The following is a 17255-nucleotide window of genomic DNA, read 5'->3' on the forward strand; positions in this document are numbered from 1 at the left end:
GCCGTGTCAGCTCACCGGCTCGACACGCAGCGTGGTGCCGGCGGCCGGGGCGCGGGTCATCGCCTCCGCGTACGGGGAATGGCGGTACTTGCCCCGGTAAGCCTCATCAACCGCCGCGTCCAGACCGGCGTCGGCAACAGGCACGAAGCGAACCGCGTATTCCTCACCACCCACTGCGAGAACCCCGGCCCCATACCGCCGCGCGCGCCTGTACCAGCGCCCTTGATCGCCTTTCCACGACCGCACATAGAGATCGCCGCCAACCCCCACGATCCAGATCGGCGCACGCACCACCGGCCGATCAGGCGCCGAGACGATCACGTCGACCTCCGAGGTGCCCGCCAGCCGCGCCACGGTGCCCGCGTCCCACGCCATGGGTGTCCCCTCCTCGCCCGGCACAGCCGAGCAGTCCTCGACGCCGCGCCTTCACCGTAGCGTCACCCGGCCTCGTCGAGGTCCTCCGCGTCGGCGACTGCGAACCCGGGGAAGTCGCGCACGACATCGATCGCGGATTTCGCCTCCTGTTCGTGCATGCGCGCTCGGAAAGGTCCGGGAAGCTCCGACACTTCGGCCGCCTTCAGGTCAAGGCCGCGACGTTCCCGGCTGCCGTGCGGCCGGCCGCCCGTTCCGTCGCGCCCGCGACCGCCGGGCGGTGAACCGTCCATTCCCCATCGCCTCGACCATGCACTCGCGGCCGACCCTGGACCACTGGGCGGCAGGTCACTACTTCGGTGACGGGTAGCGCGGGGTCAGCAAGGTTCTCACGCCATCGAAATGTCGGTGCGGCCTCCACGTGGGGACGTCATCGCACAGGTCTTCGCGGACGACCCACAGCAGGAGTGCCCGCAGAGGGCGATGGCGTGGGCCCGGCGTTGCGGCAAAAAGGACGTCGGCGACCCGGGACCGACGGGTTAGCCGTAGGTGGCGCCGGCACCCACTGAAGTAAGCCGGAACCGAAACGGCGGCCGGCTACGCCGCTTGCGACCTCCACGTCGAGGTCCTTGATGGGTGCACAGATTGGTGGCGATGGGCTCCTGAGAGAAGCCATCACGGAGAGGCGGTCCGTCAGTTAAGACTGTGACGAATGAGAACCTCTGTCGGGAGTTGGAGACTGCGCATGCACAGTACTGGAACGGTGAGCGCGACATAGCCCTTCGGTGGTTCCGCCAGGCACACCGCGCTCTAGTGGCGGAGTTCGGCGTGAACACTGGCTGGTCCGTGGCGACTGTGCTCAATGCCTACAATTGGATGACGCCGTTCCTTGTGACACTCGAGGATTGGACGGGCCTGCTCCGACAATCTGCTCGAGGAAGACAGCTCGCGCTAGCTGCAAACCTCTGGGAGGCATTCGTCCGGTGCTCACAGAACCTAGGTGTCGCCCTGCAGAAGCTAGGCCAAGAATCCTATGCAACGACTGTCTTCGAGGAGGTCGCAAAGGTAGCCCTCGCGATCGGAGCGCTCGATCTACGAGCGAAGGCGCTCGCGCACCTCGGCGGCATCACGCGCGACGTCGATCCGATCGCGGCGGCGGATCTCTTCAACAGGGCAGTAGAGGCCTATCGCGCGGCCGAGGATCTCCAAGGTGAGGCTCGAGCGCTGGGCGATCTAGCCTCAGTATTCACTGACCTAGGCGACCACAGCAAGTTCCGCCATTACACCGAACGTTCCCGGCAGATTTTCCAAGAGATCGGAGACCTTGAAGGGGAGGCTCGCGCGCTATACCTGCTAGCTGCGAACCCGCTCCGACAGGACGACCACTTCGGTGCGATCAAGCTTTATGACGACGCGGCCGACCTATTTAGACGTGGTCAAAACCCTGTCCAGGCGGCCGAGGCCGCATTTCGTGCCGCTCAGCTCATCGCCCATGAAGACATCGCAGAGGCCCTGGCACGCGCAGAGGCCGCTTTGAAACTGTCCCGCGATTTCTCCGCAAGCCTCTCCCAAGGTATCGAAAATTTCCGGTTTACCCTCTCGACAGAACTAGCTTTGCGGGCACTCAGCGAAGCTCCGTCGGATGACGCGCGCGACATCGTACTGGCGACCCATCCGGAGCTCTTGACCGATGCGGGATTCCTCGCCGCCTTGGAGTTTCGTCCGAAAAACCAGGCCGCATTGGCACACCTGATGGCACATCCTGATTCTCCGCTTCCCCGAATGGTGGACGCCATTTGGGAGAAGCTCCTGACGCTCGATATCAAAACCGCCGCGGCACCTTCTCCCGCTGTCCGGCCACTGCTTAGTGAACTAATTGTGTCCGAGTCCGAACACCTCATCGATCGTATCCTCATGCTCATACCCGAAGCCGAGCTGCCGGGCTGTCACGGCTACTTCCTGCTGCGTCGCGCTCACCTGTGGAGCGACAGCGACCAGCGTAAGGCGATCGAGATCGGCGTTCGCGCGGCGGAACTTTTTCGTCTGGCCGGCGCGGCCGGGGAAGCTGCAGACGCCCATTCTTTCGTCGGCATTTGGTGGCGCACCCTCTCCGACGGAGACTCGCGCTACAACGTCAACCAAGCACTGACATCGTTCCGTCACGCCTTGGCGATCCGCCGCCGCCGGGACGACCCACTTAGATGGGCCACCAGCATCATGAACTTGGCGAATGCCTACTGGTCCCATCCGGACAAGCGCACGCACCTTCCACGCGCCGAGGCGCGCCTTCGAGCCGCATTGGTTGTACTCGATCATGACAAGCATCCCGATGAACGCGGGCACGCCCTGATGAACCTCGGTCTGGTCTTGACAGAGCCGATGATGCCGGCAAGCTCCAGTAACATCGACGCTGGCATTGCTCTTCTGAACCAGGCGCTGCGAACGCTCCGCCGTTCGTCGACACGTGCCGCGGCCCTGCGTAACTTGAGCCTTGCGTACGCGAACCGACTGATCGGCGATCCGGAAGTCAACCTCCGTCTCGCGTTGCACAATGCTGTCAACGCGCAGGAATTCTATCGGGCCGAAGGTTCGCCTCAGGAGCGCCTGAGTGCAGCGCACCTCGTTGCCATCGCCGAGATCAGGCTCGGCGACCGAATAGGCGACTTGGAAGAAGACAAAATCGTCGACCGATTCGAGGCTGCACTGTCCGAGGCAACGGTCGACGACTCACCGCGGGACTACGCGGCTGCGCTGGACGACTTCGCAAACGCGCTCTCCTCTGGCAGCGCTAACCAGCATCGCCTCCACCGCGCGGTGGGCCTGCACGAACGAGCGCTGCATCTTTTCGACGAGCATGGTGACATCAGCGGCGGGGCACGGGCGCGCTTCAACCTTGCTGGCAGCCTCGCAAGGCTGGGTCTGCTGACGGAGTCGCTGACATTTCGTAAAGAAACCGGATCCGGGACCTTGCCGAACGCGGTCCGGGATGCTGGGCCCGTCGAATTCGACGACGTTGAGATGCTGCTCGTCGCCCCGCCTTCCCAGATTATCAATCGGGTAATCCAACTCTACGACGAAAGCTTTGCTGGCCGTTCCCGCCAGCAGCATCCGGCAGAGTGGGTAGAGACTGCCATCGCACTCTCACGAGCTCTGATCAACCGCGGATCCGATCCTGACTTCGAACGAGCACTTCAGCTTCTCCACAGCGCTGCGCAGATCGCCACACCCGAGTCCGCCCCAAGCGAGGCGCATGAGATCGGCAGTCTTCTTGGGCGCGCTCACGCTCTCCGGAATGAGTGGCAGATGGCCGCTCGCGAATACCGGTCAGCGACTGCGGCCGCCGAGGCGCTGTACCTCGCACCGGCACTAAATGCCGCACGCGAGCGGGAGCTCAACCGGATCGGGTGGCTTTTCTCGGAGGCTGCCTACGCGTTGGCCAAGGCCGGGAAGCCAGGCGATGCAGCTGCCATCGTCGAAGGCTCGCGCGCGAGAGAACTAGCCCGGCTGCTGGATCGGGATCACATCGATCTTCGGCTGTTGGAAGAGGAGGCCCCAAACTTGGCCGCGGCGTACCGAGATGCGGCCGACTGCCTGGCCATTGCGGAATCATCCCAGCGGATGGTTGTCCAGGCCAGTCGTGACGATCGTCGAGAATTGCACGCGATGCTCGTGGACGCGCAATCCCGTCTACGCGCTGTCACGGCGACTATTCGCGAGTATTCCGGGCACGAGCACTTCGCTCTGCCGATTGAGGGCGCAGCGTGGCGCTCAGCTCGCGACGACGAACCAGTTATCCATCTCGTGACGGCCACCGCCGGAAGCATGGCACTTGTGACAGAGCCATCCGGCACCAGCGCCATCTTCGCTCCCCTTACGGCCTGGGATCTCACCGTCTTTCGGCTGCACGGAGATCAGCACAGCGATGTTGTGCTGGCGTCCATCGGCGAACGTCTTCTAAGCCCGATCACAGATGAACTCGCGCGACGCGGATTATCTCGTGCCGTACTGGTGCCCACCGGGGTCCTCTGCGGACTTCCCCTTCACGCAGGCCGATACACGCGCGGGAAGAACGTCCGGCATCTGCTCGACGACGTCACCGTCTCCTACGCACAGTCAGCACGCGCTCTCATCGCGGCGAGGTCGATGCTTGCCTCCGGCCGAGAGCCACGCTTGGTGGGAGTAGCGGACCCCCAACCGGGATCGCCGTTGCCCGCTGCTGCTGCCGAACTCTCGGCCGTGGGCGAACTCTTCCCCGGAACGGTGCGGGTGCTGGAAAGAGAGGCGGCCACTGCAGCGGCGTTGATTGGCGAACTTCCTGGCGCCACTCACCTTCACCTGTCCTGCCACGCCAACTACGACATCCGCCAGCCGCTGCAGTCTGGCCTACAGCTCGCCAATGGCGATCGATTGACTCTTGCGGAACTCTTCGGCGGCGGCATATTGCGCGGAGTTCAGCTCGTGGTCGCTGCGGCTTGCGAGACCGCCGTCACTGATCCGCACCGTACCCTGGATGAGGCGATCGGGCTTCCGAGCGGCTTCCTGTACGCCGGTGCCGCGGCAGTGCTGGGCACGCTGTGGAAGGTGAACGACGAATCGGCTTCCTACCTGATCACCCGGTTCTATGAGAACCACTTCGCGAACGGACAGTCATCTCCGGCACAGGCCCTCGCGAATGCCCAACAATGGCTGCGCGACTCATCGGTCGATGAGCTGCACCGGTTCGCGAAGCGCTTCGGGCTGCCGTCAGTCGCGGGCGTACCTCACGGGCACCACCCCTTCGCAGACCCAGTTCACTGGGCCGCGTTCGTGATCGTCGGAGCAGGTTGACGCCCGCTGGAAGCGATTCTGCGGTCTGACCACACCAGCACATGCCGGCCACGGCGCGCCGCCGTGACCGGCCCGGAGTGTGGGTCCGGTGCAGCTGTGTGTGCCCGCGCTTGCCCGGTAGACGTTCTTACCGTCGGCATTGTTCTCGCCCCGTTCGACGGGCTCGGCCTGTCCCGGGGCCCGAATCTCGGCGGTCGTGTGGGCTTGGATCTCCACGTTCAGGCGAACGCGACCGTCAGGGAGGCGGCGCCATTCGGACGTGGCCAAACCCTGATGAACCCAGCCGGCTACGGTGCTTCGCAGTGGTGGTTGAAGGAGCCGTCGGTCCAGTTCTCCCGGCCGGCTATTGCTCCGCGCCGGGCAGCAGGACCCGGACCATGCGGGCGCAGTCGTCGTCCGTGGGCAGGGCGCCGTGTGCCGGCTCCCACGCCACGACGCCGTGGAACGCGAGGTGCGCGATGACGCGTACGTCTGTGGACGCCCGGAGTTGGCCCCTCGCCACGGCCCGGTCGAGCGCCCGGTGGAACGGGGCCAGCGTGCGGTTGATCGTGTCGCGCAGCAGGTCGCGGAGCTCGCTCGCGCCGGCCGTCATCGCCTCGGTGAGCGCGCGGCCCTCGGGCAGTGTGGTGCTGTCGCGGATCATCAGCATCAGCGTCAGCAGGTCGTCGCGGGCCGATCCGGTGTCGGGGTCGCCGTCCCAGCGCTCGAGGACCGGCTCGATCATCGCGGCGAGCAGCGCGGCCTTGGACGGCCAGCGCCGGTAGATCGTGGTGCGGTTGACGCCGGCCGCCCTGGCCACCCCTTCGACGGTGAGCCCGGCGAAGCCGACGCGGGACAGCTCGCCGAGGGTGGCCGCGCGCACGCTCTCGACCACCTGCACGCTGCGGGGTCCCCGCTGCAGGCCCCGGGTACGCCGCGTCGAGTCAGTCATCGGCCTCGACCCTAGTCCACCGCCCCGGATGGCGACGGCCTGTTGCCTTTCCGGGTGGCCCCGCTTACCGTCGCTCCATGGACGAGGCTCGCTACGACTTCGTGGTCGTCGGTTCCGGCACGGGAATGCTCGCGGCCCTCACCGCGGCCGAGGCGGGCCTGTCGGTCCTCATCGTCGAGAAGTCGAAGTACTTCGGCGGTTCCACGGCCCTGTCCGGTGGCGGCTTCTGGATCCCGAACAACGGGCTGCTGCGGCGGGCCGGCGTGGTCGACACCCCCGAGCGCGCCCGCGAATACCTGCGCCACGTCACGGCCGGCGAGTCACCGGAGTCACGCTGGGACACCCACATCAGCCACGGCCCGGCAGCGGTCGACGTGATGCGCCGCCGCACCCCGTTGAGGTGGCAGTGGATGACCGGCTACGCCGACTACTTCCCCGAGCTGCCGGGCGGGTCGGCGGCCGGGCGGGCCATGGAGCCCAAGCCGTTCGACGTGCGCCGTCTCGGGCCCGACCGCGCCCGGCTGCGCCCGCCCGCTCTCGCGGCGCCGTTCCCCATGCCGGTGTCCGGGCGTACGTACAAGTGGCTCAATCTCGTCGCCCGTCACCCGCGCGGCGTCGTGACCGGCGCCAAGCTGCTCGGTCTCGGCCTGGGCGGCCTGGCGATCCGCCGCGAGTACCAGGCGGGCGGCGCGGCCTTGGCGGCCGGCCTCTTCGCGGGCGTCCGCGCGGCGCGCATCCCGGTCTGGTTCGAGACGCCGCTCAAGGACCTCGTCGTCGAGGGCGGCAGGGTCACCGGAGTCGTCGTCACCCGCGACGGCAAGGACGTCACCGTACGAGCCTCGCGCGGCGTCCTGCTGTCCGCGGGCGGTTTCGACCGCAACGCCGCCCGGCGGCACAAGCACCAGTCGCCGCAGCTCGACACCGACTGGTCGCTCGGCAACCCGGAGAACACCGGCGACGCCATCGACATCGCCGAGGCCGCCGGCGCCGACCTGGCCTTCATGAACGAGGCCTGGTGGTTCCCGGCCGTGCCGGTCCCCGGCCCGATGCCCGGCCCGCTGCTCGCCGAGCGCTCCCTGCCCGGCCAGATCATCGTGAACCAGCAGGGCCGCCGCTTCATGAACGAGGCGGTCAACTACATGACCGCCGGCCAGATCCTGCTCGGCGAGGAACTGCCCGTCTGGATGGTCTTCGACCAGCGCTACCGCAACCGCTACGTCTTCGGCGGCGGCGTCTTCCCCCGCCAACCCCTACCCCAGACCTGGTACGACGCCGGCGTCGCGGTGAAGGCGGCCACCGTCCCGGAGCTCGCGGCCAAGACCGGCCTCGCCGCCCTGCCCGGCACGCTCGACCGCTTCAACCTTCAGGCCGCCTCCGGCCGGGACGACGACTACCACCGGGGCGACAGCGCCTACGACCGCTACTACGGCGACCCGGCCGTCACCCCGAACCCCTGCCTCGGCCCGATCGACCAGGCCCCCTTCTACGCGGTGAAGGTCGTCCCCGGCGACCTGGGCACCTGCGGCGGCATCCGGGCCGACGGCCTGGCCCGAGCCCTCCGCCCGGACGGCAGCATCATCGAGGGCCTGTACGCCACCGGAAACGCGGCCGGCAACGCCTTCGGCCGGGTGTACCCGGGACCGGGCGCCACGATCGGCCAGGGCCTGACTTTTGGCTACGCAGCCGCCCAGCACGCGGCGGGAAAGCTGGCCGCGGCGCATTGACCCTGCTAGGAGGACGGCGTGGACCTGACCTCGGGGCCGTGGGGCTGGGACTCGGAGCTCGGATACACGATCACGTTCGCCGCCGGGACGACCCCGCGGGCGGCGCTCACGGCGTACGGCGCCGGCCCGGCCGGCCTGCTCACGCTGACCTGGGACCAGACAGTCCAGCGGAACCCGGAGAACAGCGTGCGCGCCGGCATCGTCGGCGATTGGGCGTTCTGCTTCGAATACGTCGGATACCGCGCCACCCAGCCCGGCCTCCTCGCCCGGCTGTCGGCGGGCACCGAGGTCTTCAGTGTCTTCCACGGATCCGGCAAGTGCTTCGTCCACGCCTACCGCGACCGGCGGCGCTGGGCGTCCTTCGAACCGGGCGCACCCCGATCGGCGCGGGGACCGCAGGCCCGGCAATTCGCCGAGCACACGCACCACCTGATGCGGAGCCGGCATCTCTGCGCCCGCCACGCCGCGCTGGAAATGGTCGCCGAGCACCTGGGCGCCCGCGTCACACGCCGCGTCCTGGCTGGGCCGCTCCTCACCGCCTACCTGCCGGCCGATTCCCACCCCGCGTCTCCACCATCAATGTCCGGACACGCGTCCCGGCGCGGCCTGGGAAGACCCATCGGCACCTTGAACGCCGACCTCTAGCCCGCGAATGAGGCCACGCCGGCACGTTGAATGGGCTCGTGTCGCTCTGGAAAATGCTGGAGACGTGGGACCGGGACCTTCCGGGGCTCACCGACGAGCAGTTGCTGTCGCGGCTGGGCTTGGCGCGCGAGCGCGAGGAGTCGTCGAACAGTCCCCGGCCCGCAAACCCGAAGGCTCGCCGCGACTGGCGGCGGCGCGAGGCCGTCGAGGCCGAGATGCAGGCGCGTGGACTCCTCTGGCCTGCCGCCTTCGGCCGTCACACCCTCGCGGGGTGAGAACGATGGGCGGGACGAGGTGGTGTGCCAGGAGCTCGGCCGGTGACCGCGAGTCGCCGGCCGAGCCTTCACGACGGGGTCAGAAGCTGATGCGGATGTCGTCGACGAAGCCGCGGAAGCCGCCCGTGTTGCCCGGCTGGTCGTAGCCGAAGTCGATCTCGACGATCTCCTTGCCGTTGGCCACGGCGCCCAGGTCGACGGTGACGTCGTTCCACTCGTCGAGTCGGAGCGCGGCGCACTGCTGCGCCGGGTGGATGGTCTTGCCGTTGCTTGTCACCGTGCCGGAGTCGCGCAGGTTGGACAGTGTGTCGGTGCGCCGGTCGTGGAAGATCAGGTCGAGGGCGACGCACTTGCTGTTGGTGCCGTCGGCGAAGTTGTAGCTCTTCTCCTTGCTCTGTGGCAGGACCCGGTAGTGCAGCTTGGTCGTCGGGCCGCCGAAGGTCTGGCTGAGCTGGAAGCTCTTCAGGTAGGCGTGCGACGTCTGGCCGCTGTTGTCCCTGCCGGAGTAGAGCAGGATGTTGCCGGCGCCGGTGTTGAGGTGGTCGGTGCCGACGAAGAGCTCCGGGCCGCTGATGCCGTCGCGGACCGGGAGGACGTTGACGGTGCCGCCGCGCGGCGCCACGCCTCCGGCGAGGGTGTTGGTCCAGGTGGGCTGGGGCTGGCCGGACTGGAGGCCGGTGGTGAACTTGTCGGTCGCGACCACGTCCGTGATCTTGTAGTCGTCGATCCAGCCGCGGAAGCCGCCGACGTTCGCGGCCTGCTCGTAGCCGACCATGACGGTGCGCAGCACCTTGCCGGCGAACTTGCTGCCCAGCTCGACGCGGATCTCGTGCCAGGTGTCCAGCGCCATGGTGTTGCAGTGGTTGCCCGGGTGCACGCCGCGGCCGTCCTGGTCGCTGAGGCCCGAGTCGCGCAGCGTGCTGCCGTCGGTGAAGACGAGGTCCATCGCCACGCAGGTGCTGTTGGTGCCGTCGGCGTAGTCGTAGCTGTTGCTCTTGCTCTGCGGGTAGATCCAGTAGGACAGGACGCTGCCGGGCCGCAGCATCACGTTGCCGTACGTGAAGGCCTTGAAGTACGCGTACGACGAGGTCGTGCTGGTGTCCTCGCCGGAGTAGAGCAGCAGGCCCTGACCGCTGTGCGCGCGGGCGTCCTGGCCGAGGAACAGCTCCGGCGGTATGCCGCTGCGGACGCCGGTGACGTTGGCGATGCCGCCGTGGCCCGCACCCATGCCGGCGCCGGTGGCGTTGCGCCAGTGCGGCTGGTGGTCGCCGGGTTCGAAGGTGCTGCCGATCGACGGGACGTTGCCGTTGATCCAGGCGTACAGGTCGTCGAGGCGGGTCTCGACCGCCTCACGGGTGCCCGTCTGCGCCTCGGCGAGGCAGCCGACCTGATTGGACCGGTGGTGCAGGGCGACCAGTTCGACGGCGCCGCCGGCCTGCCGGAACGCGGGGCCGCCCGCGTCGCCCTTGCAGACGCTCGTGGGGCCGGTGACCGTGATGGTGCCGTCGGCGACCGCGCTGACGGTGGCGGTGCCCGCCTTGAGGACGGTGGGCACCCACTCGTCGGCGGTGCGGCCGTAGCCCGCCAGCACCAGGCTGTCGCCGGCGGCCGGCGCGGCCCTGGCGACGGTGGCCGGCGGCACGGAGGTGCGCGCGGCCAGCTCGACCAGGGCGACCGGCCGGCTCGGATGCGGGATCACTCGCGTCGCGGCGGTGACGAGCCCGCCCGTGGTGGCGGCCAGGTCGGCGCGGCCGACCGTGACGGTGGTCGGCAGTTTCGGAGCGCCCGCGGTGACGACTCCCTGCGCGTCGGCGACGCAGGCGGAGTCGGTCACCACCATTTGCGGATGCACCAGGACGCCGGTGCAGGCCCGATCGGTTCCGGTGGCGCGCAGATGGGCGACGTAACTGTATTGCCCGGACGGGACGGTGTTTCCCCCGGTGACCGCCGACGCCGGCACCACCGACACCCCGACCACGCCCAGCGCCAGGGCAGCCACGGTGGCCAGCCTCGATCTCATGGCATGCGTCATCGCGCGCATGTCAACCCCCCGTAGTCTTTCCGTATTCGATTGGCGCAGAGGGAAACGTCAATGCAACCGGTCCCCTGTGCGATGCCAGAAGGTTGGCCGACACCTCCACCGATGTCAATGTGACGCTCCGCCTTAGCGGCTCCTCTCCGCAACGGCGAACGGGCGACCGCCGCTCACGTCGCCGGTGAAGGCCTGCGCGGGCGTCTTCACGGTCGGGCTGACAGGCAGATTCCGCTGACTGGACGGCTGCGGCGGCGGCTGCCACCGGTGACGTCGCCCGGCTGGAAGGCATGGTCGGCGTGCGTGACCGTGTGCGCTTCTTTCACCGTGGCCTCACGGGGTGAGCGCGTGGTGGAAGACGTTGCGCGGGTCCCACCGCCGTTTGACCTCGCGCAGCCGCGGCGCGTTGCCGCCGAAGTAGAGGGTGGGCCACGGTAGGCCCGATCGGTTCCAGCGCGGATCGGCGAGGTCGGTGTCCGGATAGCCGATGTAGGCGCCGTCGCCGACCGGCACACCCCCGGTGTCGGCGTACATGTCGCGGTAGAACTCGCGGATCCACTGCAGGTGGTGGGCGTCGTCCGCGGGCTCGGCCCACGCCGCCAGGTAGAAGAGCTTGAGGATGGCGTCGCGATGCGCCGTGGCAGTGGCCTCCGGCGCCACCGCGTTGACCCGGCCGCCGTAGGAGTTGAGGCTCAGCGCGCCGCCGAGGATGTCGCGGTCGTTCGTCAGATGGCGGTACGCGGTGGCGATCTGCCGGTCGGTGAGCGGCCGGCGCAGGTATCCCGACTTCACCTTGAGCCGCCACCCGGACGTGTCGTCGGGGCCCTCGAGCGCGGCCGCGAGCCAGGGCTGCCGCTGCTGGGTGCGCGTGGTGGGGCCGCCCACGCCGTCGCCCAGCGCGGCGACGTGCTCGTCGAGCACCCGCTCGGCGTCGCCGCCGAAGGCCTGCCCGATCATGGTGATCGCGCCCTGGCCGCGGCGGAACAGCAGCAACTCGGTGTAGAGGCCGGGATGTCGGTCGCCGTGCCGCTCGAACCAGCGGCCGTGGTTGCCGACGAGCCGCGCGAAGGCCGGCTCGTCCAGCCCTGGCCACGCCCACTCCAGCGTGAACGACAGCACGTCGGCGGGTGGCCGCGGCAGGTCCCGGAACCAGTACCGGGTCACCACGCCGAACGATCCTCCCCCGCCGCCGGTGTGCGCCCACCACAGATCGCGATGGGGATCCGCCGGCTCGCGAGTGGCGACCACGGCGCGGGCCTTGCCGGCGCGGTCGACGACCACCACCTCCACCGCGTACAGATGATCGACCGCCAGGCCGTCACGCCGGCACAGCGGGCCGTATCCACCCGCGGCGACGTGGCCGCCGACGCCCACCTCGGGACACCACCCCGCGGGGATCGTCACGCCCCAGTGCAGGAAGAGCCGCCGGTACGCCTCGCCGAGGGTCGCGCCGGCCTCCACCACGAACGCCCGGCGCGCCGGATCGTAGGCGACATCGGTCATGGCACTCAGGTCGATGACCACCCGCACGGCCGGATCGTCGACGAAGTCCTCGAAGCAGTGCCCGCCGCTGCGCACCGCGACCCGCCGGCCGGCACGCACCGCGTCGCCGACGGCACGCACCACGTCGTCCGTCGAGCCGGCGAGGCGGAAGTGGCCGGGCGAGCCGGTGAACCGCTCGTTGTAACCGCGACCCGCCAGGAACGCGTATCGCGGATCGCCGGGCCCGATGGCGCTCACGGTTGCCGGGGCCGCCGTCGCGCTCGTTGCCATCGGTGGCACCGCCAGCGCACCCGCCGTCACGGCGGCGCCGCGGAGAACTTTTCGCCGACTGTAAATGCCCATCGTCGCCCTCCCCCATGTGGTGTGTCCGACCCTAGGGAGTTGGCGCTGGGCGGCACCATATGGCTAGGCATACCTCGGCGGTGGACTTTCCCCCACCCATGCCGGACGGAGGGCCGGGCGGGCCGGCACGAGCAGGCCGACCGTCGACAGGGCGGCTCCGGCGGTCACGAGCAGGGCCGTCGGGGTGGCCGTGTCCGCACCGCCGAGCCCGGCGATCGGGGCGACGAGGCCGACGCCCGCGACCACGTTGAGGACGCGGACCAGCTGGGCGCCGGTCCCGCGGTCGACGATCACCGCCCGGCCGATCACCATGGCCCAGCCACCCGCGAAGCCCTGCGCGAACCGGGCCGGCCATCATCACGGCGATCGACGGGGTCAGACCCGCGCGAGAGAGTCAGCGCGAGTACACCCCGGCGGCGGATGAGCCGGGCCGGCTCACCCGCCGCCGGAGGGTCAGCGCTGGAAGCGGGCCGGCACCCACCTGCGGGTCGCCTTGGCGCGGGCCGCGCGCCGGCGCAGGAGCAGCACCGCGATCACGCCGCCGGCGAGGGCCAGGGCGCCCGCGGTCGGCGCCGGCTTGCGGCGGACGGCGCCGCCGGCCTGGCGCACCTTGGCGGGAGCCGCGGTGAGGACCTGGCGCAGGCGGGGCCGGGTCGTCTCCGGCGTGATCGACGTGTCCGCGCCGGACGAACCGGCGTCGACGAGATCGGTGTCGGCGAGGTCGGCACTGGTGCGGGGAAGGTCGGTGCTCATGGCACTCCTCGGTCTCGAGCCGGCCGCGGCCCGGGGAGGAACCGCGGCTGTTCGGGCGATTCGTGCCCCGCTTCCGCGATCGGCTAACCCATCGGCGCGTTCATTCATCCTCACGCGGCGTGACTCCCGGGCCGCGCGAGGCCCGCGAGGCGCCACGCCGGGCGAGCGAAGGAGCGTCAGGAGTAGTACGGCTGCGGCCTCGCCGGATCGGCCGGGACGACGTCGAGGCGCCGGTCCGCGATCAGGTCCGCGACGGCCGCGGCCGTGGCCCCGATGCCGGCCCAGTGCGGGTCGACGTCGGCGGCGACGCACCAGGCGTGATCGGCCGGCCAGGTGAGCGAGGGCGGCGGCATCTCGCCACGCGGCTGGCCCGGCCACAGGTCGGCCGCGCCGTAGTCGCCGTAGTCCGACAGCGGGCCGCGAAAGAGATAGAACGGTCGTTCTGGCAAACGCACCCGCGGCCCGTCGAGCACAGCCGGCGGAAAAGCGGGCGCGATCCCGGGCGGCGAGCCGTGCAGGTCGGAGGCCCACCCCTCCCAGAGCCCGAAGTAGCAGTCGCCGGGCGTGGCCGTGTGCCGCGCCAGGATCTCCAGCGCCACCCCGACCTGCCGCGCGTCGGACAGGTCGTCGTCGGGCCGGTCGTAATCGGCCTCGGCCATGCCCGCATGCGGCGGGTCGGGGATGAATCGCAGCCGCGCGTACGCCTCGAACCCGCCGGGGCCGAAGGTGACCAGCTCGGGCCAGTCCCGGTCGCTCGCGACGATCCAGTCGGCGGCGCTCACGTCGGGGCAGTAACTCAGCGTCACACCGCCATTGTGCCCGTTTCAGCCGACCGCGGTGCCGACAAGCGCACCGATGCCGTATGTCACGACCATCGCCAGCGCGCCGCCGAGCACGAGCCGCAGCATCGCCCGGCCGGGGCGGGCGCCGCCGAGCCGGGCGCTCAGATAGCCGGTGAGCGCGAGCGCGGCCACCACCACCGCGAACGCCACCGGCACCCGCGCGGCAGGCGGCGGGATCAGGATCGCCGCCAGTGGCAGCAGCGAGCCCGCCGTGAACGCGACCGCGGAGGCCCCGGCCGCCTGCCACGGGTTGGTCAGCTCGTCCGGGTCGAGGTGCAGCTCGGCGTCGGCGTGCGCGGCGAAGGCGTCCTTCTCGGTCAGCTCGACGGCCACCTGCCGGGCGGTCGCGGCGCTGAGCCCCTTGGCCTCGTAGAGGGCGGCCAGCTCGTCGAGCTCCTGCTCGGGGAAGTCGGCCAGCTCGCCGCGCTCCTTGTCGAGCAGCGCGCGCTCGGAGTCGCGCTGGCTGCTCACCGAGACGTATTCGCCCAGCGCCATCGAGACCGCGCCGGCGGCCAGGCCCGCCATCCCCGCCGTGAGGATCGGGCCGGTCGCCGTGGTCGCGCCCGCCACGCCGACGACCAGGCCGGCCGTCGACACGATGCCGTCGTTCGCGCCCAGCACGCCGGCGCGCAGCCGGTTGAGCCGGCCAGACAGGGCGGCGTCGTGCGGCTCCCCCGCGTGTGTGCTCACCCGACCGATCTTGCCGGGCCGGCGGCCGTACGTCTAAAGGTCCTGCATGCGCCGGATCTCGCTGCCCTGTTCGACGGCCATCTCGCCGGCGGTCTCGCGGAGGCGCTCGTCCTCGCCGCTCTTGAGCACCTCGCCGGCCATCCGCATCGCGCCGCGGTGGTGGTCGGTCATCATCGCGATGAAGCGCCGATCGAACTCGGGCCCCTTCGCCGCGGCGAGCGCCTGCATGTCCGCGCCGGACTGCATGCCGGGCATCGTGCTGTGATCGTGCGACGGGTCGCTGTCGGGCAGCTTGCGCTGGCTGAGCCAGGTGCGCAGCCAGCCGATCTCGGGCTCCTGCACCGCCTGCATGCGCCGGGCCAGGGCGAGGAGCTGGCTGTTCTGGCCGCGGCCGGGCACGAGCGCGGCCATCTCGACCGCCTGGCCGTGGTGCACGATCATCATCTGGACGAAGGCGACGTCCGCCGCGTTGTACGTCGAGCCGTCCGGCGCCCGCACCTGGCGCGAATCGGTCACAGTGGACGACTCGCCGGGCAGCCCCGGCACCACGACCCGCACCGGCGGCGCGGCGCTCTCGTCGGCGCGGGGCGCGGCGGCCGACCCGCCCGGGCCCGACCGGGCCGCGACCACGGCGCTCACCACCACCGCGACCAGCACGAGCAGCGCCAGCAGCATCGACACCCGTGAACGGCTCATCACAACCCTTCATCGATTCGAAAAGATGTTCCCGAGGCGCGCCCCGGCAATTACTGTAGCGACAGAGTTGAATACGGTCCGTGGGACACCATCCTGCCCTGCCGGGCCGTCATCCGGAAGGAGCTCCATGACGCACCCACGAGGGCGCAGGCTCAGGCGCCTGGCCGCGATCGGCGCGGTGGCGATCGCGGCTGCTCTGCTCACGGCACCCGTGAGCGGCGCCGCGCAGGCCGCAGAGGGCAACACCATCCCGGGCGTCGACGAGATCGTCAGCAGCCCGAACCTGAAGCAGGTCGCGCACCGTGACAAGATCGGCCCGTTCGCCAACTCGACCAACTCCGACTGGGCTTTCCAGGGCAAATACGCGTTCAGCGGCAACTACAACGGTTTCACCGTCTACGACATCAGCAACCCCAAGGCGCCGTACGAGGCGACCCAGGTGGTCTGCCCCGGCTCGCAGAACGACGTCTCGGTCAGCGGCAACCTGCTGTTCCTCGGCACGGACTCGCAGCGCACCGACGACTCCTGCACCAGCTCCGGCTCCACCACGGAGAAGCCGGGCGCCCGCTGGGAGGGCATCAAGATCTTCGACATCCGCGACCCGCTCAACCCGCAGTACCTCAAGTCGGTCAAGACCGACTGCGGCTCGCACACCCAGACGCTGGTGCCGGGCAAGCGCGGCGACCCGAACGTCTACCTCTACATCTCGTCGTACAACCTGTCGACGGTGGACCTGCCCAACTGCGCCCTGCCGCACGACAAGATCTCCATCATCCAGGTGCCCAAGCGCAACCCGCAGGCCGCCAAGGTCGTCGCCACGCCGGTCGTCTTCCCGGACGGCGGCTACGGGGGTGACGGCGAGGAGAAGAGCGCCACGACGGGCTGTCACGACATCACCGTCTACGCCGAGAAGGACATCGCGGCCGGCGCCTGCATGGGTGACGGCGTGCTGTTCGACATCTCGAAGCGCACCGCGCCCAAGGTGATCACCACGGTCCGCGACACGGTGAACTTCTCGTTCTGGCACTCGGCCACGTTCAACAACGCCGGCACCAAGGTCGTCTTCACCGACGAGCTCGGCGGCGGCGGCCTCGCCACCTGCAACGAGCGCTTCGGCCCCAAGCTCGGCGCGGACGCGGTCTACGACATCGTCGGCAAGCGCAAGCTGGTGTTCCGCAGCTACTTCAAGATCCCCCGCACCAACGCCGACACCGAGAACTGCGTGGCCCACAACGGCTCGCTGATCCCGGTCCCGGGTCGCGACATCATGGTCCAGGCGTGGTACCAGGGCGGCATCTCCGTCTGGGACTTCACCGACTCGCGCCGGCCCAAGGAGATCGCGTACTGGGAGCGCGGCCCGATCTCGCTGACCGAGGAGATCGGCGGCGGTTCGTGGTCCGCGTACTGGTACAACGGCTACATCTACTCGAACGACATCGCGAAGGGCATCGACGTCCTCGACCTGCGGGACCCGAGGACCAACATCGCCAAGCTGTTCCGCACCGACGAGTTCAACGCGCAGACCCAGGACAACTACTTCCGCTGGTGACACACTCCCGGCCGGGTCCCGCCTCGTGCGGGGCCCGGCCTCCTTGTGCGCAGGCAGCGCCCGGTGGCCGTGGT

At 69.6% G+C, this 17255-nt stretch carries 15 protein-coding genes; 5 read left to right on the forward strand and 10 right to left on the reverse strand.

The genetic code is table 11. From position 1 onward, the window contains the following. Window positions 1-6: 6 nt before the first annotated feature. Both Ade02nite_RS17195 and Ade02nite_RS17200 read right to left on the reverse strand, forming a co-directional pair. Window positions 7-375 carry a DUF2255 family protein gene (locus tag Ade02nite_RS17195; RefSeq protein WP_203763707.1) on the reverse strand — a complete coding sequence of 123 codons (369 nt, stop codon included), beginning with the start codon at window positions 373-375 and terminating at the stop codon, window positions 7-9. A gap of 62 nt (window positions 376-437) precedes the next feature. Beyond that, window positions 438-665: a hypothetical protein gene (locus Ade02nite_RS17200; RefSeq protein ID WP_203763710.1), complete on the reverse strand. Its 228-nt coding sequence runs from the start codon at window positions 663-665 to the stop codon at window positions 438-440. A gap of 535 nt (window positions 666-1200) precedes the next feature. Between Ade02nite_RS17200 and Ade02nite_RS17205 the strand changes: the two genes are divergently transcribed. Further along, a complete protein-coding gene (locus Ade02nite_RS17205; RefSeq protein ID WP_203763713.1) occupies window positions 1201-5199 on the forward strand; it encodes a CHAT domain-containing protein in 3999 nt (1332 codons plus the stop codon). A 343-nt stretch (window positions 5200-5542) separates the two neighbouring features. On the opposite strand, the gene Ade02nite_RS17210 is transcribed toward Ade02nite_RS17205, so the two are convergent. Further along, window positions 5543-6130, reverse strand: a complete 588-nt coding sequence (locus Ade02nite_RS17210; RefSeq protein ID WP_203763716.1) for a TetR/AcrR family transcriptional regulator — start codon at window positions 6128-6130, stop codon at window positions 5543-5545. 77 nt (window positions 6131-6207) lie between these two features. On the opposite strand from Ade02nite_RS17210, the gene Ade02nite_RS17215 reads away from it, so the two are divergent. Genes Ade02nite_RS17215 through Ade02nite_RS17225 form a run of 3 tightly spaced genes read left to right on the forward strand, consistent with a single transcriptional unit; the run spans window position 6208 to window position 8774 of the window. Next, window positions 6208-7854, forward strand: coding sequence for an FAD-binding protein (locus Ade02nite_RS17215; protein WP_203763719.1), 1647 nt, complete (start codon window positions 6208-6210; stop codon window positions 7852-7854). Between the two features lie 18 nt (window positions 7855-7872). Then, a complete protein-coding gene (locus Ade02nite_RS17220) occupies window positions 7873-8499 on the forward strand; it encodes a DUF6461 domain-containing protein (protein WP_203763722.1) in 627 nt (208 codons plus the stop codon). A 38-nt stretch (window positions 8500-8537) separates the two neighbouring features. Continuing rightward, the gene (locus tag Ade02nite_RS17225; RefSeq protein ID WP_203763725.1) at window positions 8538-8774 is read left to right on the forward strand and encodes a hypothetical protein; all 237 of its coding nucleotides are present in this window, start codon (window positions 8538-8540) and stop codon (window positions 8772-8774) included. A gap of 79 nt (window positions 8775-8853) precedes the next feature. Here Ade02nite_RS17225 and Ade02nite_RS17230 read toward each other — a convergent pair whose 3' ends face one another. The 7 genes from Ade02nite_RS17230 to Ade02nite_RS17260 all read right to left on the reverse strand — a co-directional run bounded on the left by Ade02nite_RS17230 (window position 8854) and on the right by Ade02nite_RS17260 (window position 15632). After that, complete coding sequence (locus Ade02nite_RS17230) at window positions 8854-10794, reverse strand: trypsin-like serine protease (RefSeq protein ID WP_203763728.1); 1941 nt, start codon at window positions 10792-10794, stop codon at window positions 8854-8856. Between the two features lie 345 nt (window positions 10795-11139). Further along, window positions 11140-12579, reverse strand: a complete 1440-nt coding sequence (locus Ade02nite_RS17235; protein ID WP_239168826.1) for an FAD-binding oxidoreductase — start codon at window positions 12577-12579, stop codon at window positions 11140-11142. 135 nt (window positions 12580-12714) lie between these two features. After that, complete coding sequence (locus Ade02nite_RS17240) at window positions 12715-12963, reverse strand: hypothetical protein (RefSeq protein ID WP_203763734.1); 249 nt, start codon at window positions 12961-12963, stop codon at window positions 12715-12717. A gap of 141 nt (window positions 12964-13104) precedes the next feature. Further along, on the reverse strand, window positions 13105-13404 hold the full coding sequence (locus Ade02nite_RS17245) for a hypothetical protein (RefSeq protein WP_203763737.1): 300 nt from the start codon (window positions 13402-13404) through the stop codon (window positions 13105-13107). Between the two features lie 176 nt (window positions 13405-13580). Continuing rightward, window positions 13581-14210 carry a hypothetical protein gene (locus Ade02nite_RS17250; protein WP_203763740.1) on the reverse strand — a complete coding sequence of 210 codons (630 nt, stop codon included), beginning with the start codon at window positions 14208-14210 and terminating at the stop codon, window positions 13581-13583. Window positions 14211-14228: 18 nt separating this feature from the next. Beyond that, window positions 14229-14936: a VIT1/CCC1 transporter family protein gene (locus Ade02nite_RS17255; RefSeq protein WP_203763743.1), complete on the reverse strand. Its 708-nt coding sequence runs from the start codon at window positions 14934-14936 to the stop codon at window positions 14229-14231. A gap of 33 nt (window positions 14937-14969) precedes the next feature. Beyond that, window positions 14970-15632: a DUF305 domain-containing protein gene (locus Ade02nite_RS17260; protein ID WP_203763745.1), complete on the reverse strand. Its 663-nt coding sequence runs from the start codon at window positions 15630-15632 to the stop codon at window positions 14970-14972. 127 nt (window positions 15633-15759) lie between these two features. On the opposite strand from Ade02nite_RS17260, the gene Ade02nite_RS17265 reads away from it, so the two are divergent. Next, window positions 15760-17181, forward strand: coding sequence for an LVIVD repeat-containing protein (locus Ade02nite_RS17265; RefSeq protein ID WP_203763747.1), 1422 nt, complete (start codon window positions 15760-15762; stop codon window positions 17179-17181). Window positions 17182-17255: the final 74 nt, after the last annotated feature.

Source organism: Paractinoplanes deccanensis, from assembly GCF_016862115.1.
GTDB classification, from domain to species: Bacteria; Actinomycetota; Actinomycetes; order Mycobacteriales; family Micromonosporaceae; genus Actinoplanes; species Actinoplanes deccanensis.

Coding starts and splice junctions, on each gene's coding strand:
- Ade02nite_RS17195 (WP_203763707.1), bottom strand. CDS start 375: ATGGCGTGGGACGCGGGCACCGTGGCGCGGCTGGCGGGCACCTCGGAG.
- Ade02nite_RS17200 (WP_203763710.1), bottom strand. CDS start 665: ATGGACGGTTCACCGCCCGGCGGTCGCGGGCGCGACGGAACGGGCGGC.
- Ade02nite_RS17210 (WP_203763716.1), bottom strand. CDS start 6,130: ATGACTGACTCGACGCGGCGTACCCGGGGCCTGCAGCGGGGACCCCGC.
- Ade02nite_RS17215 (WP_203763719.1), top strand. CDS start 6,208: ATGGACGAGGCTCGCTACGACTTCGTGGTCGTCGGTTCCGGCACGGGA.
- Ade02nite_RS17230 (WP_203763728.1), bottom strand. CDS start 10,794: ATGAGATCGAGGCTGGCCACCGTGGCTGCCCTGGCGCTGGGCGTGGTC.
- Ade02nite_RS17235 (WP_239168826.1), bottom strand. CDS start 12,579: ATGGCAACGAGCGCGACGGCGGCCCCGGCAACCGTGAGCGCCATCGGG.
- Ade02nite_RS17240 (WP_203763734.1), bottom strand. CDS start 12,963: ATGGTGATCGGCCGGGCGGTGATCGTCGACCGCGGGACCGGCGCCCAG.
- Ade02nite_RS17245 (WP_203763737.1), bottom strand. CDS start 13,404: ATGAGCACCGACCTTCCCCGCACCAGTGCCGACCTCGCCGACACCGAT.
- Ade02nite_RS17260 (WP_203763745.1), bottom strand. CDS start 15,632: ATGAGCCGTTCACGGGTGTCGATGCTGCTGGCGCTGCTCGTGCTGGTC.
- Ade02nite_RS17265 (WP_203763747.1), top strand. CDS start 15,760: ATGACGCACCCACGAGGGCGCAGGCTCAGGCGCCTGGCCGCGATCGGC.